Annotated in this window: 15 protein-coding genes; 7 read left to right on the forward strand and 8 right to left on the reverse strand. The window is 39.2% G+C overall.

Annotated elements, in window-relative coordinates:
- Nucleotides 1–2 precede the first annotated feature (2 nt).
- From QMG11_RS13300 to QMG11_RS13325, 6 genes are all read left to right on the forward strand, one after another.
- Nucleotides 3–827 (forward strand): pyruvate, water dikinase regulatory protein, encoded by an 825-nt coding sequence (locus tag QMG11_RS13300; RefSeq protein ID WP_281836592.1) that lies wholly within the window; start codon nucleotides 3–5, stop codon nucleotides 825–827.
- 250 nt (nucleotides 828–1,077) lie between these two features.
- On the forward strand, nucleotides 1,078–3,690 hold the full coding sequence (gene ppdK / locus QMG11_RS13305; RefSeq protein ID WP_281836593.1) for a pyruvate, phosphate dikinase: 2,613 nt from the start codon (nucleotides 1,078–1,080) through the stop codon (nucleotides 3,688–3,690).
- A 156-nt stretch (nucleotides 3,691–3,846) separates the two neighbouring features.
- On the forward strand, nucleotides 3,847–4,218 hold the full coding sequence (locus QMG11_RS13310) for a hypothetical protein (protein WP_281836594.1): 372 nt from the start codon (nucleotides 3,847–3,849) through the stop codon (nucleotides 4,216–4,218).
- Complete coding sequence (gene cutA, locus QMG11_RS13315) at nucleotides 4,215–4,523, forward strand: divalent-cation tolerance protein CutA (protein ID WP_281836595.1); 309 nt, start codon at nucleotides 4,215–4,217, stop codon at nucleotides 4,521–4,523. Before QMG11_RS13310 ends, cutA begins: the two co-directional genes overlap by 4 nt.
- 108 nt (nucleotides 4,524–4,631) lie before the next feature.
- Complete coding sequence (rpiB, locus tag QMG11_RS13320; RefSeq protein WP_281836596.1) at nucleotides 4,632–5,102, forward strand: ribose 5-phosphate isomerase B; 471 nt, start codon at nucleotides 4,632–4,634, stop codon at nucleotides 5,100–5,102.
- A 30-nt stretch (nucleotides 5,103–5,132) separates the two neighbouring features.
- Nucleotides 5,133–5,477, forward strand: coding sequence for a histidine triad nucleotide-binding protein (locus tag QMG11_RS13325; RefSeq protein WP_281836597.1), 345 nt, complete (start codon nucleotides 5,133–5,135; stop codon nucleotides 5,475–5,477).
- Nucleotides 5,478–5,572: 95 nt separating this feature from the next.
- On the opposite strand, the gene QMG11_RS13330 is transcribed toward QMG11_RS13325, so the two are convergent.
- Both QMG11_RS13330 and QMG11_RS13335 read right to left on the reverse strand, forming a co-directional pair.
- Nucleotides 5,573–6,205 carry a serine hydrolase domain-containing protein gene (locus QMG11_RS13330; RefSeq protein ID WP_309302092.1) on the reverse strand — a complete coding sequence of 211 codons (633 nt, stop codon included), beginning with the start codon at nucleotides 6,203–6,205 and terminating at the stop codon, nucleotides 5,573–5,575.
- Nucleotides 6,193–6,807 (reverse strand): serine hydrolase, encoded by a 615-nt coding sequence (locus QMG11_RS13335; protein WP_281836598.1) that lies wholly within the window; start codon nucleotides 6,805–6,807, stop codon nucleotides 6,193–6,195. Before QMG11_RS13335 ends, QMG11_RS13330 begins: the two co-directional genes overlap by 13 nt.
- A 112-nt stretch (nucleotides 6,808–6,919) precedes the next feature.
- Between QMG11_RS13335 and QMG11_RS13340 the strand changes: the two genes are divergently transcribed.
- Nucleotides 6,920–8,095: a M14 family metallopeptidase gene (locus QMG11_RS13340; protein ID WP_281836599.1), complete on the forward strand. Its 1,176-nt coding sequence runs from the start codon at nucleotides 6,920–6,922 to the stop codon at nucleotides 8,093–8,095.
- Nucleotides 8,096–8,357: 262 nt separating this feature from the next.
- On the opposite strand, the gene QMG11_RS13345 is transcribed toward QMG11_RS13340, so the two are convergent.
- The 6 genes from QMG11_RS13345 to QMG11_RS13370 all read right to left on the reverse strand — a co-directional run bounded on the left by QMG11_RS13345 (nucleotide 8,358) and on the right by QMG11_RS13370 (nucleotide 14,081).
- Nucleotides 8,358–10,040 carry a BCCT family transporter gene (locus tag QMG11_RS13345; protein ID WP_281836600.1) on the reverse strand — a complete coding sequence of 561 codons (1,683 nt, stop codon included), beginning with the start codon at nucleotides 10,038–10,040 and terminating at the stop codon, nucleotides 8,358–8,360.
- 702 nt (nucleotides 10,041–10,742) lie between these two features.
- Nucleotides 10,743–11,012 (reverse strand): hypothetical protein, encoded by a 270-nt coding sequence (locus QMG11_RS13350; RefSeq protein WP_281836601.1) that lies wholly within the window; start codon nucleotides 11,010–11,012, stop codon nucleotides 10,743–10,745.
- Between the two features lie 597 nt (nucleotides 11,013–11,609).
- The gene (locus QMG11_RS13355) at nucleotides 11,610–11,903 is read right to left on the reverse strand and encodes an efflux RND transporter permease subunit (RefSeq protein ID WP_309302093.1); all 294 of its coding nucleotides are present in this window, start codon (nucleotides 11,901–11,903) and stop codon (nucleotides 11,610–11,612) included.
- A 5-nt stretch (nucleotides 11,904–11,908) separates the two neighbouring features.
- Nucleotides 11,909–12,190 carry a hypothetical protein gene (locus QMG11_RS13360; protein ID WP_281836602.1) on the reverse strand — a complete coding sequence of 94 codons (282 nt, stop codon included), beginning with the start codon at nucleotides 12,188–12,190 and terminating at the stop codon, nucleotides 11,909–11,911.
- A gap of 118 nt (nucleotides 12,191–12,308) precedes the next feature.
- Nucleotides 12,309–13,703, reverse strand: a complete 1,395-nt coding sequence (locus tag QMG11_RS13365) for an aldehyde dehydrogenase family protein (RefSeq protein WP_281836603.1) — start codon at nucleotides 13,701–13,703, stop codon at nucleotides 12,309–12,311.
- A 111-nt stretch (nucleotides 13,704–13,814) separates the two neighbouring features.
- The gene (locus QMG11_RS13370) at nucleotides 13,815–14,081 is read right to left on the reverse strand and encodes a hypothetical protein (RefSeq protein ID WP_281836604.1); all 267 of its coding nucleotides are present in this window, start codon (nucleotides 14,079–14,081) and stop codon (nucleotides 13,815–13,817) included.
- Nucleotides 14,082–14,163: the final 82 nt, after the last annotated feature.

Consider the following 14,163-nt stretch of genomic DNA (forward strand, 5'->3'; position numbering starts at 1 on the left):
ATATGAAGGACTTTAGTGTACATGTATTTTCAGATTCCTTTGGGGAAACAGGGGAGCAGTTAGCAAGGTGTGCCCTGAGCCAGTTTGGCCTAAGGGAGAGCGAGGTAATAAAGCACTCTCACGTATGCAACCTGGAGGTATTGGAGAGGGAGCTGAAGATATTAAATGGAGCTAAAAATATTATTGTGCTCTACACAATAGTACACCTGGATGTAGTGGGGAGGCTAAAGGAGTTTTGCCAGGAGAGGGAGTTTAAGTGTATAGATATGCTTAACCCGCTGATAGACCTGCTTCAGGAACATGTAGGGAAAGCCCCTAGAAGGGAATCGGGGCTCTACAGAAGGCTGGATGAAAAGTACTTTAAGAGGATAGAGGCTATAGAATTTGCAGTAAAATACGATGACGGAAAGGATATCAGGGGAATCCACGAGGCAGACCTTGTTATTCTGGGAGTATCCAGAACATCTAAAACTCCGCTGAGTATATATCTTGGAAACAAGAAGAAGATAAAGGTAATAAATATACCTCTAGTACCAGAGGTAGAGGTTCCTAAGGAGGTCTTTGAGATACCAAAGAGAAAGGTAATAGGCCTTACAAACTCAATAGAGATGCTCAATAAGATAAGGGAGCAGAGACTGAAGACAATAGGATTTGAAAATGGATCAACATACTCATCTATGGGAAGGATAATAGAGGAGCTGGACTATGCAGAGAATGTAATGAAGAGAGTAGGGTGTCCAGTGGTGGATGTATCTGAAAAGGCCATAGAGGAGTCTGCTGAGATAATAATGGAGATAGCCAGAGAGAACGGCTTAAGACTCTACTAGGATTAAATAGAAGATAAAGACTTAATCATAAACTTAACTACTGATCTTGTGATCTACTCTAAATTGGAGAGTGATTAATACATGGGAAAAGGAGGGGGCAATGAGCAAGGGTAAGTACAAAAAAAATCACTTCTTAAGAAGAAAAGCTCTTAAGAAAACAGTCTAGGCTGAAAGGCGGGGAGGTAGTGTAGGGCCTCCCCTTCTAAATACAAAAAATTAACGAAATTTATTATAAACAGGGGGTCAAGGTATGAAAAAATTAGTGTATTCATTTGAAATGGGTGACAAGAGCTGGAGAGATCTTCTTGGAGGAAAGGGAGCAAACTTAGCTGAGATGACGAAGATAGGTCTTCCAGTACCACAGGGGTTCACAGTATCCACTGAAGCTTGTAAGGAGTACTACGAGAAGAACCAGTGGCTGAGTGAAAATGTTAAAAGCCAGATAGCTGTACACATGATGAAGCTAGAGGAGAGCATGGGGAAGAAGTTTGGAGGAGATGAAAATCCACTTCTTGTATCTGTAAGATCTGGTGCAGCAGTCTCAATGCCGGGAATGATGGATACAGTACTGAACCTTGGATTAAATGATACAAGTGTAGAAGCTCTTGCAAGAGAATCTCAGAATGAGAAATTTGCATGGGACTCATACAGAAGATTTATCCAGATGTTTTCAGATGTAGTAATGGACATACCTAAGTACAAGTTTGATATAGTTTTAGAGAGACTTATGGAGGAGAAGGGATGCGATTCCGTTGAGGGACTGGAAGCAGAGGACTTCAAGAAGGCTGTAGAGGAGTTTAAGGGGATCTATGTAAAGGAGACTGGTAACGACTTCTTAACAGATCCATTTGATCAACTGTTAGCTACGGTGGAAGCTGTATTTAAGTCTTGGAACAACCCGAGAGCTATCGTATACAGAGACATAAACGGAATAGACGGAAGCATCGGAACAGCAGTAAATATCCAGAGCATGGTATTTGGAAACTTGGGACAGACATCTGGAACCGGTGTAGCCTTTACAAGAAACCCAGCCACAGGAGAGAAGAAGATCTTCGGAGAGTACCTTCTAGATGCCCAGGGTGAGGATGTAGTAGCAGGAATAAGAACTCCTAAGGAGATCGAGGGAATGGCAGATGAGATGCCAGAGGTATACAAGGAGTTTATGGATGTATGCGCACTTCTTGAGAAGCACTACAACGATATGCAGGATATCGAGTTTACAATAGAGAAGGGTAAGCTATACCTTCTTCAGACAAGAAACGGAAAGAGAACCGCTCAGGCTGCAATAAAGGTAGCTGTTGACATGGTAGAGGAGGGACTTATCTCTAAGGATGAGGCTATCCTGAGAGTGGACCCGTCCAGCATAAACCAGCTTCTTCACAAGAACTTTGATCCAAAGGAGCTAAAGAAGGAGAGACCACTTACAGAGGGACTTCCAGCATCTCCAGGGGCAGCAAGCGGAAGAGTGGCATTTACAGCAAATGACATAAAGCAGGGTAAGGGAGAGATCCTAGTTAGATTAGAGACATCTCCAGAGGATATAGAGGGAATGAACCTGGCAGAGGGAATCCTTACAATCCATGGAGGTATGACTTCCCACGCAGCAGTAGTAGCTAGAGGAATGGGTAAGTGTTGTATCAGCGGATGCAGCTCTATAGAGTTAGATGAAGCAGCTAAGAGAATGGTTATAGGGGATGTAGTTATCCAGGAGGGAGACTGTATCTCACTAGATGGTGGAACTGGAAAGGTATACAAGGGAGAGATTCCTAAGAGAGAGGGAATGATCGACTCTACCTTTGAGAAGTTCATGGAGTGGACTGGAGAGTATAAGAGTCTTGGAATCAGAACCAATGCCGATACAGTTAAGGACTGTGAAACTGCTATCAGATTCGGAGCAGAGGGAATTGGACTTTGCCGTACAGAGCACATGTTCTTCGATGAGAACAAGATCTGGCCAGTTAGAGAAATGATCGTATCTAAGACTTCCTATGAGAGGGAGCAGGCTCTGGCAAAGCTTCTTCCACTACAGAAGGAGGACTTTGTAGGAATCTTCAAGACTATGGGAGCAAGACCTGTAACTGTAAGACTTCTTGACCCGCCTCTACATGAGTTCCTTCCACATGAGGATGATGATATCGAGAAGTTATCCAAGGATATGAACATAGAGTTCAGAGACCTGAAGAACAGAATCGAGGGTCTTAAGGAATTTAACCCAATGCTAGGACATAGAGGATGCAGACTGGCAGTTACCTACCCTGAGATCTATGAGATGCAGGCAAAGGCTATTATGCTGGCAGCTATTGAAAACAAGAGGAACGGTGTAGATGTATCCCCTGAGATCATGATACCACTTGTTGGAGAGGTAAATGAGCTTACTTATGTAAAGAAGAGAGTACAGGGAGCTATCGAGGAGGTATTCAGAACTGAGGACTTCAAACTTGAGTACAAGCTGGGAACTATGATAGAAGTACCAAGAGCGTGTGTAACTTCAGATGAGATCGCCAAGGAAGCAGAGTTCTTCAGCTTCGGTACAAACGACCTTACTCAGATTACATTTGGATACTCGAGAGACGACTCACCTAAGTTCATAGGGGAGTACAAGAGCAAGGAGATCCTTGCCCACGATCCATTTGAATCTATCGATGAGAGAGGGGTAGGAAGACTTATGAAGATGAGTGTTGACCTGGCTAAGGCTGAGAAGGGCAACATAAAGCTTGGAATCTGCGGAGAGCACGGAGGAGATCCTAAGAGTATTGAGTTCTGTCACGGACTGGGACTTGACTATGTATCATGTTCACCATACAGAGTACCAATTGCAAGGGTTGCAGCAGCTCAGGCAGAGATTAAGTCAAAGAGAGGATAGTTTATTGGGGGGGACAGGGAAACCTGTTCCTCTTTTTATTATCTGGGGAAGTAGAGAAGTTATAAAAATCATGTGAAGCAATGAGGGGGCCATCAGATTATTGGGATGCAACGTCACGTTGCTTTTAATGGAGGAAGAAATTTTTCCGGGGAGTCTATGGTTTGGGGAAAAGATGGGGTAAAATGTAGTAGTGGCAGAAGCGACTATACATCTAAGAAGAATGGAAGTGATATTATGATGGAAGTAAAGATGAGTAAGAAGACAGTGAACTATCTAGAGGCTGGTGGATACAGAAGCGTGGTAATTAGTCTGGAAAAAAGTTGTTCATGCGGAGGAAGTAATATCACAGGGCTTCATCTGGAGCTTGCGACCGGCAGAGCAGGAGAGAGGGAGGGGTACACCTACCTCAGGGCAGAGGGATTTGATATCCTGGTGGACAGAAGATTAAAGTGCAGATCAAAGGTGGCATTTTATCTCAATGAGAGTGGAATAGGAAATATATTTGATATAGAGGGGATAGAACTATGAATATAATGGTATTTACAACCTTTAGCAACAAGGAGGAAGCCAGAAGGATAGCGGGGATACTCTTAGAGGAGAAGGCAGCTGCATGCGTGCAATTGAAGGAGATAGAAAGTCTCTACATGTGGAAGGGACATATAGAGGAGGACAGGGAGGTCCAGGGACTTATTAAGACTAGAAGGGAGCTCTTTGGCATAGTAGAAGAGATAATCAAGAGGGAGCACTCCTATGAGGTGCCCCAGATTGTGGCAGTGGATATAGAGAGTGGAAGTGAGGCCTACCTTCAGTGGATAGGAGAGGTGACCAGATAGCAGAAATACTGGTATATTAAAGGTTAAATCCCCAAAGAGACGGTTGAATTGTAGGAGGGGATAATGTATAATATATCTAGATTTTATAATGGATTTAGGAGGAAGTAGATGAAGATAGCACTGGGAGCAGACCACGGAGGATACACACTAAAGGAGCAGATTAAGAAGCACTTAGAGGGGAAGGGGCATGAGGTAGTAGACCTTGGGGCACACTCAACTGAATCTGTGGACTATCCGGAGTTTGGAAGAGCAGTTGGAGAAGCTGTAGTTGAAGGTAAGGCAGACAGAGGAGTAGTTGTGTGCGGTACTGGAATCGGTATCTCTATCGCTGCAAACAAGGTAAAGGGGGTAAGAGCAGCTCTTTGCACAAATACAACAATGGCTAGACTGACTAGAGAGCACAACGACGCCAATGTACTGGCTATAGGAGCTAGAATGGTAGGAGACGTGCTGGCACTTGAGATGGTGGATACATTCCTTACAACTGAGTTTGAGGGAGGAAGACACGCAAACAGAGTGGCTAAGATAGAGGGAGAAGAGAAGAAGGGCGGATGCAGCTGCGGCGGAAACTGCCACTAAGATATATAAGAGATAGAGGAGGAATCATAGATGTCTACAATTTTTACTAAGATAATAGAAAGAGAGATTCCAGCAAACATCGTATATGAGAATGATAAGGTACTAGCCTTTAAGGATATCAATCCCCAGGCACCGATTCATATACTTGTAGTTCCCAAGAAGGAGATCCCTACAGTTAATGATATAAAGGCTGAGGACAGGGAGCTTATCGGAGAGATGTACCTAGCTATAGGTGAGATCACCAAGGAACTAGGAGTACAGGAGGAAGGATACAGAGTAATCACCAACTGTAACCAGTATGGAGGGCAGGAGGTATTCCACCTACACTTCCACATAATGGCTGGAGAACCTCTAGGGCCTATGAGAGCAAGGTAACATGAAGGTGAAGATGAATTTTTTATAGATTTTCATTTTTTGAAACTTAAAAAATTTTAAACCAGAAAAAATCAGGATAGATTTTTTCTGGTTTTTTATTTACTTAAATTTTCAGTAATTCTACGAAAAACTTCTACAGTTTCTATGGACCTCTCAGTTCCATCTAGGTTATAGTCTGTATATGCTGAACTCTTTACTATTACAACTCTGTGCTCGGGATTTACATAGATAAACTGGCTGTAAATTCCTTTTGCAAGATTATCTCCCTTTGGTTCCGGAGGAATCCACCAATGAAAACCATAACCAAATGGTGAATCTGAAAGAACGTTTTTCCCTGGCTCTAAGTGAGGTGAATCTGGAGTAACAGAGGCAGTAATCCAATCTTTCTGAATTATCTGCTCTCCATCCCATAAGCCATTATTTAAATAAAGCATGCCAAACCGGGCATAATCTCTGAGTACAGCATTAAAACCGCCAAAAGCCAATTCCATTCCTCTGTTATCGAGAAGCCAATAAGCATTGGACTCCATCCCTATTCTTTCCCATATTTTTTCCTGAAGATAGGTTGTTAAGGACTTACCTGTAGCTTCTCTTATTACCATTCCCAGAACCTGAGTATTTACACTGATATAGTGATTATAAGTTCCCGGTTTTTTTTCACGGCTCAAAGATGAAACATAAGTATCTAAAGAGGTGTTAAAAGCAATTGCCCTGCCTAAACGGTTGATATCTGAAAAAAATCTCCGTAATCTTCATTAAAATCTATTCCAGAAGACATCTGGAGAACATCCTTAATAGATACCCCTTCATATCCGCTGCCATGCAGGGAAGGAACATATTTTGTAACCGGCTCGGAAATATCTTTTATATAGCCTTCCTCCACAGCGATTCCTATCAACGCTGAAATAATTGATTTTACAACCGACCAGGAAATTACTTTAGTATCGGCACTATTCCCGTTATAATTTTTTTCAAAGGTGATCTTTCCATCTTTAATTACTATTAGCCCTGTTGTCTGCGTGTCTTTAAGAAATCCATTAACACTCCTTATCTCACCTAAGTATCTATATGTATCAGGAAGTTCAATAAGATCATACTCAAAGCGATGAATCGATTGTCCACGATAAACAGTTGACGTATCAAAATATCTGTCCATATTTCTAAAATTATCCACTATCTTATCTGAGTTAAACAGTGTGACTACACGATAGACGCGAATAATTTTTTTGTAAAATAATATAGATAGGATAAGAACGACTCCTATGATAATTAAAATCATTTTCTTATCTATTCTTCCTATTCTATTACTTTTAAATTTTCTCTCTTTCATAAGTTTTCTCCGGCTTACCTTTATTAATCAAGCTTTATAAATGTATTAGAGGATTTAAGGTTCTATCCTTTAATAGATTATTAGAGACTAAACCTATCAGGGAGGTATTCATATGCGCTGGAAAATTAGCTTTCTTAATATACTGCTGCTTATTTCATTTTTTACAGGATGTTCCACCGATAACCAAGAATTTTTTGAGGCAGAAAATTATTTTTCCAGCAGCTATGCAGAAGCCCGGAGGAAGTTTATAGGTGTATCTCTTGGATCTGGCGCCCATATAGAAAGCTTAGAAAATCCAAATAAGGGTCCTAGCGGCGAACTACTCTATACAGACATTGCTTTGTTTGAATCTGAGAAGGCAAAAAATATCCTTGTTTTAATATCGGGTACCCATGGAGTAGAGGGTTTTGCCGGTTCCGGCATTCAGATTGGCCTCCTAGAGGAAGGGATAATTTCAGAATTACCTCCCGATACAAGTTTACTTATGATCCATGCATTAAACCCATACGGGTTTTCCCATATACGTAGGTTTGATGAGAATAATATTGACCCAAACCGTAATTTTGTAGACCATTCAGAGGATCCACGTGAAAATAAAGGTTACGAAGTCCTTAAAGACTCCATTTCTCCAGAGTCTGTCTCCTTTTTTACAAATATAAAATCTTTATTCAGATTAATGGGATATGGTTTGAAAAACAGAAGCATGTCCAAGCTAAAGGTTGCAATAAGTAGAGGACAGTATACAGATCCTGACGGTCTTTTTTATGGGGGAAGGTTTAAAGGGTGGGTACATAATACAATAGAGTATATAACTCAGAAATACCTTTTCCAGGCTGAACGTGTTATTGTTTTAGATTTTCATACTGGTCTGGGAGATTATGGAAGTTGTGAAATCATAACAAATGAAAAGGAGAATTCAGAAGTCTATATACGTGCTAAAAAGATCTGGGGAAACAAGGTCAAAACTACCTATTCTGAAGATTCTGTTTCTATACACATAGCCAGCTCTCTTAAGCTTGCTCTTCCAAGTATGCTGTCAAATAAGGTTGAAGTCACTGTGGTAAGCCCTGAATTTGGAACTTTATCCCCTTTAAAGGTTTTTTGGGCCCTCAGATCAGAAAACTGGCTCCATCACCATGGAAGTAAAGATCATCCAAAAGCCAAGAAGATTAAAAGCAGGCTGTTACAGGCCTTTTACCCCGATGATTCTGATTGGAAAGTTAGTGTCTGGAAGCAAGGAAGGGACATTGTAAAGGAAGCATTAAGTAGTTTGGACATTAAAAATTAAAATTGGCAGCCAATGGCTATACTTATCAAGCTAATAAATCTCAAAGACCATAGTAATTATAACTGTGGTCTTTGCTTAGTGGAAAGTAGAAAGCCTGGCGACTTGCTAGAATAAAAAATTGGAATAAAAAAAGCACATAGGATTGCTTTCCTATGTGCCCTCTTAATTACTGTCTCTTGCTGACTTTCTTATGAAATTGATGGTTTACCAAAAATTTTAAACAGACTCTATACAAAACTTGAAAAAAGGTCAGGAGAATTCTTTAGTCTATATTTAACCTCGATTTTACCTTTTCGTCATTTTCGAAAGCACCCCTTATCTTTTCATTAAATAGGGTTACCGCCATCTTGTCTTCCCTGTATTCCTTAAGTTTTTTAAGATCTTTTCTCAGTCCAACATGAAGACTGTAGCTCATAAGTAATAATATAATTGCAAACGGGAAGCCAGATGCTACAACTCCTGCCTGTAGTGCATATAGAGCATTATTTCCACCTAACAACAGAAGGGCAATAGCTATCGTTCCCTCCATGGAAGCCCAAAACACCCTCTGTGGTATGGGAGAATCCAGCTTTCCTCCAGAAGTTAAATTATCTACAACAAGTGATCCTGAATCTGAAGACGTTACGAAAAAAGAGATTATAAGGAATGTTCCCATGGCAGACATTATAGTTTTCAGTACTCCAGGTATCTGCATCCCGTTAATCATAGCAAAAAGTGCTGTAGATGTATTGGAATTTACAGCCTCATAGACCTGCCCACCTGTAGCAGCATCCTGATATAGTGCCGTAGCTCCAAATGTTGACATCCAGACAAAAGTCAGAAGGACAGGAATTACTAAGATTGCAGTAACAAATTCTCTGACACTTCTACCTTTGGAAATTCTGGCAATGAACATCCCTACAAATGGAGACCAAGATATCCACCAAGCCCAGTAGAATACTGTCCAAGATCCCTGCCATGAGTTTCCGTTTTCACTGAAAAAACTAAGGGTAACAAAGTTATTTAAATAGTATCCCAAACCGTTATTAAATGACCTCAATATATAAAGTGTGGGCCCTAAAACTAATACCAATAAAAGAAAGACTCCTGCTACCCTCATATTCAATTCAGAGAGTATTCTTACCCCTTTACCAATTCCTGAAACAACAGATAGGGTTGCAATTAAAGTTATGATAATTATTATCCCTACCTGAATATTTGTACTTTGAGGAACACCAAATAAATAGTTTAATCCGGCATTTATCTGCTGAGCTCCAAGTCCTAAGGAGATGGCCAATCCAAACAGACAAGAAATTACAGCACTAATATCTATTATATCTCCGATCTTTCCAAAAACCTTATCCTTAAAAATAGGATAAAAAACAGATCTCAATGAGAGAGGAAGCCCTCTGTTATATGCAAAAAATGCAAGGGCTAAAGCTATAAGTGCATAGATCCCCCATCCATGAAATCCCCAGTGTAAAAAGGTTATAGCCAGAGCTTCAGTGGGTGAAGAGCCTCCAGTCATAGGGAGAACACTATTTGCGTGAAATATAGGTTCTGCCACACCAAAGAACAGTAAACCAATACCCATTCCGGCTCCCATCAGCATAGAATACCATGAGAAATTTGAAAATTCCGGCTTCGCTTCTGGTCCTCCCAGTCTTATTTCCCCCAGTTTGCTGCACATGAGGTAGATTGGAAAGACCAAAAAGAAGTTAGCACTTAATATAAAAAACCAGTTGAAGTTCCCTGTGATCTTATCCTTTAAACCTCTCAACATAACATTAGCATACTCTGGATTATAAAGTGTCAACCCAATGAGCAACAAAACAAAAGTTCCAGATATCAGAGATACCTCTGGATGAAAATCAAATCCATATTTGTTAAAATTTCTCTCGTGCAGCTTATCTGTTTTCCCCTTAAACCTATCGGTTTCGAATTTCGGTTTTTTTAATTTAACCATACAACTCCTCCTTAAAAATAAAAAAACACTCCAACTCTATTATCGGTTGATAATAGAGTTAGAGTGTTTAAGTTTCGCCATAGTGACTCACTTTATACCATTAAAAATAGTATAATTCATTGCCTGAAATCCAGACCCTGAATAAACCCCAGTTCTATAAGATGTTTTTCAGCCATGCTTTCCTTCTTTCGGCCAGTTTGAATCCCCACTACCAATAGCATTGAAGACCTTACCAGTCAAGTACTCACTTGATTTACTTTACATTTGAATTTTTTCGCACATGTTTATTTTCCACATAAATATGTTAACACAAATATTTATTTATGTCAAATATGTTCTAAAATAAATCAATATCAAATAAAGAGAGATAAGTTTTTAAAAGTTAGCAAAAGAGTATTTAGAGAAAGAAGGGCTTATATTCCCGTCTGAAACTTTAATCTTTGCAACAGTTTGTGGCTTAAAAGATTTATTTAATTATAGCAGAGTCTATCCCGAGAACTTGCTGTAATGCCATCCTTTATTATATTAATGCCAAGGCTACAGTTTTTGTAGTCCTGGAGTTCACAGGTAAGGTTTGGGGACCGAACCCATGCAGAATCATGGGAATCTATAATTCAACAATTAACAAAATTATAGATAATTCTCCTTCTATTCTTAAATGTTTTTAACAAACAAAAGATCTTCCAGAAGCAATACGAGGGTTTAGTAGTTCATTATCCTTTCTTTAGCCCCATTAATATCTACTACAGTTAAAGTCTTTCCACTTTTCTTAATAAGATTTTCATCCTGGAGCTTTTTTATAATTCTCTGAAGGGTCCGTATATCAATATGTATAAGGAGTGCTAATTCTTCTGTAGAATTATAGTGAATAGATCCTCCACTAGATATTAAATAATTAATAAAATACTGCTCATTTGAATATGAAACCTTAGCTGCGTAAGCTTTGAATAATCGAAGGATATTTTTAGACATGTTAATTATCATCTCCTCATAGATAGATAGGATGAATTTTATGTCCGCTTTATTCAGAAGTTTCTGTATAGGTATTTCAAGAAGAGTAGTAGAAGTCCTCCCCTCTATAACACTATCGAGACCTTCCTCCTGAAGGATTTAAAACCTTCCTAAAGAATCCCCCTGACTAAACGTCATATTAAATTCCATGTTATTTTCTAAAAAGATAGAGACTTTGATATCTCCATCCTCTATAAAATAGATACATTCTGGTTTAGGAATGAAAACCTCTCCTGCTGATATCCGGTGTAGATAAAAGAAGTTGTTAAGACCTTTGGAAGAAATTTGATTTAATTCATTACTTGTAAGTTTTGGAAGTATTTTAGCTATTTTCTTTATGTCCATTTTACATTGTATGATATTTATATAACACCATACTCCTCCTTTTACTATTAGTCTTTAATGTCTAGAGGCCAGTCATAAGTACCTCATTATTATTAACTTCAAACAAATATATTTATATAATTTGTATTACTCTATAATATGGAAGATTCCTTTACTTTCTATCCTTCTTTTTATACTCTTAAAATACAGAAAAAACTACACACCTCCTAAAATTTAAAAGCAAAGGATTTTATTTGCCGGGACATACTTATAATCCTTATAGCTTACTCTAAATAATACCGCATAAAATAGTGGTACTACTCCCAAAGTAAGAGTTCTTCCGAATATAAGTGCTACTGCCAGTGGTGCAAATAGTGTTCCACCAAAGAAACATAGTGGCAGCAGCCCACAAAGAGCTGTTATTGTAGTCAGAAGTATAGGTCTCATTCTTCTCTGGCATGCTTCTATTACAGATGCCTGAGGTGTTCTCCCAAACTCTGTTAGCTGGAGATCTATACTACCGATGATTAGAGTTACTCTATTAGATGAATAAAATCTTTAAATCCCACTTCTGAAGGGGTATTCTTCACACTGTGAACGCCCTCTATAGAGAAAGGGGGGCAGCTGTAATGAATCTCAGCTATAGATTCCTCCAGAAAATTTATTGAGTAACAAACTTCTTTTGACAGTATTTTTTTAACCTTATCTGGGTTAAATTTAAAATCGGACCCGCAGCTTATGATAATATAGGATCTCCCCAAAATAAGTGAACTGCTTAATTCGCCATTATTTAATATGTAGTAGGGTTTAGCCATAACTTATTCTCCTTTAAAATAATAATAATTTTTACTAAATCTATAAAGTGGTTTAGAATACAAGACCTTCTATTCACCCCTAAGGACCAATAGTCTGAAAAGCCAGGTGCAGCACCACTTATTTTAAGACCTTCTTTATCATGTTTAATTTCTGCGGGGTATATGGCGGGAAAAGCAGTCTTATTCTTACGGCTGTGGATTTATTGAGAATACTCTTCATATGAGAAAAGGTTTTGAAGCTCTCCTCTCCGTGATAACCTCCAATACCTGAGCTTCCCACACCACCAAAAGGAAGATGATGGTTGGTAAAGTGACTGACTGTGTCATTTACACAGGCTCCCCCAGAACTTGTTTCTTCAAGGACCTTCTCCTGGATGCTCCTGTTTTCAGTAAAAATATATAGGGCTAATGGTTTAGGGTGTTCATTGAGCATTTCAGTCACCCCTTCAATTGTAGTAAATGACATTATCGGCAAAATTGGCCCGAATACCTCCTCCTCCATGGAAGCATCCCCCCAAGCAACATTATCGATCAAAGTTGGTTCAATATATTTTTTACCCAGGTTATAACCTCCCCCAAAAACAATCTTATCTTTGTCTTTTTTGAGGATGGATATGAGTCTGTCTGTATGTCTTTCATTTACAATTCGTGCAAAATCTTTTGACTTTGAAACATCATCTCCATAAAATCTTCTGATAGTATCCTTTAGCTCTTCAATAAACTGATACCTTACAGATTCGTGGACTATTAAGTAGTCAGGAGCAATACATATCTGACCTGCATTAAAGAACTTGCCTAAAGCAACCCTTTCGGCAGCTACTTTAATATTGGCATCCCTATGGATAATACAAGGGCTTTTTCCCCCTAGCTCTAAGGTCACAGGCACTAAGTTTTTACTCGCTGCAGCCATAACGATCCTTCCAACAGACACACTTCCTGTGAAGAAAATATAGTCAAAGGGAGAGTGTATTAAAGAGGAGATGACCTCTTCTCCCCCCTCCACTACACGTATATAGTTATTTGAAAAGTTTTTGCTAAGGAGATGGTTTATAAGTTTTGAAACAGAAGGAGTCTGTTCCGATGGCTTAACTACAACACAGTTCCCGGCAGCCATTGCACCAGCCATAGGCTCAATACACAGGTTAAATGGGAAATTAAAGGGACCAATTATTAAAGCGATGCCATAGGGCTCAGGCTTTATATAACTTTTGGACCCAAACTGTGTTAGGGGTGTTTTTACCTTTTTTATTTTTGACCATTTCTTTAGGTTCTTAATTGTAAAGGAGATACTATTTAGAGTTGATCCAATTTCAGCTGCATAGCTTTCATTCTCATGTCTTCCTAGGTCAGATTCAAGTGCCTGGATTATCTCCTCCTGATTTTCATAAATGATTTCCTTCAGCTTCTTTAGCTGCTCAATTCTGAATGAAAGAGACCTTGTTTGTCCTGTATAATAATACTCCTTCATCTCCTTTAATACCCTTTTACTTTCGTATAAATTCACTTCATTCATAGCATTGCCCCCCTATTAAATTATTGATTGCTAATCTTTAGTTTTATAATAAAACTGAATGACCAATCCTTCAGTTAATGATATAAATTGGATTACAGTTTTCCCAGAAGATTAAAACCTTTTTGTCAGGGATACTCCAAAAGCTGTAACTTCCTTGTTGTATCTTACTGTATCCTCCTCTCCCAATGCCGGAGTATCACTATAATCTGTTCCATCTGCTGCACTATACCAATAATGACTAACTGAAACTACCCAGGTAGTGGTGTCATTTTCTCTACACTTCAAACCTGTTCCAAGCATAAATGAATCAAGAGCAAATTCTATATCTGAGTAGGTGTCCTCATCAGCTCCGGTAACAGCATAGTTAGCCCCTGTCATCCAGGCTACCTTAGAGGTTATCCAGTATTCCGACCCCAGAGATACCTCCCAGCCATTGTCATACTCGCCGTGGGTATAATCA

The sequence above is a fragment of the Propionigenium maris DSM 9537 genome, assembly GCF_027925155.1.
Lineage (GTDB): Bacteria > Fusobacteriota > Fusobacteriia > Fusobacteriales > Fusobacteriaceae > Propionigenium > Propionigenium maris.

Excerpts from the sequence above, each read along its gene's own strand:
- QMG11_RS13300 (WP_281836592.1), top strand. The coding sequence starts at position 3 with ATGAAGGACTTTAGTGTACATGTATTTTCAGATTCCTTTGGGGAAACA.
- ppdK (WP_281836593.1), top strand. The coding sequence starts at position 1,078 with ATGAAAAAATTAGTGTATTCATTTGAAATGGGTGACAAGAGCTGGAGA.
- QMG11_RS13310 (WP_281836594.1), top strand. The coding sequence starts at position 3,847 with ATGGTTTGGGGAAAAGATGGGGTAAAATGTAGTAGTGGCAGAAGCGAC.
- cutA (WP_281836595.1), top strand. The coding sequence starts at position 4,215 with ATGAATATAATGGTATTTACAACCTTTAGCAACAAGGAGGAAGCCAGA.
- rpiB (WP_281836596.1), top strand. The coding sequence starts at position 4,632 with ATGAAGATAGCACTGGGAGCAGACCACGGAGGATACACACTAAAGGAG.
- QMG11_RS13325 (WP_281836597.1), top strand. The coding sequence starts at position 5,133 with ATGTCTACAATTTTTACTAAGATAATAGAAAGAGAGATTCCAGCAAAC.
- QMG11_RS13335 (WP_281836598.1), bottom strand. The coding sequence starts at position 6,807 with ATGAAAGAGAGAAAATTTAAAAGTAATAGAATAGGAAGAATAGATAAG.
- QMG11_RS13340 (WP_281836599.1), top strand. The coding sequence starts at position 6,920 with ATGCGCTGGAAAATTAGCTTTCTTAATATACTGCTGCTTATTTCATTT.
- QMG11_RS13345 (WP_281836600.1), bottom strand. The coding sequence starts at position 10,040 with ATGGTTAAATTAAAAAAACCGAAATTCGAAACCGATAGGTTTAAGGGG.
- QMG11_RS13350 (WP_281836601.1), bottom strand. The coding sequence starts at position 11,012 with ATGTCTAAAAATATCCTTCGATTATTCAAAGCTTACGCAGCTAAGGTT.
- QMG11_RS13360 (WP_281836602.1), bottom strand. The coding sequence starts at position 12,190 with ATGGCTAAACCCTACTACATATTAAATAATGGCGAATTAAGCAGTTCA.
- QMG11_RS13365 (WP_281836603.1), bottom strand. The coding sequence starts at position 13,703 with ATGAATGAAGTGAATTTATACGAAAGTAAAAGGGTATTAAAGGAGATG.
- QMG11_RS13370 (WP_281836604.1), bottom strand. The coding sequence starts at position 14,081 with ATGACAGGGGCTAACTATGCTGTTACCGGAGCTGATGAGGACACCTAC.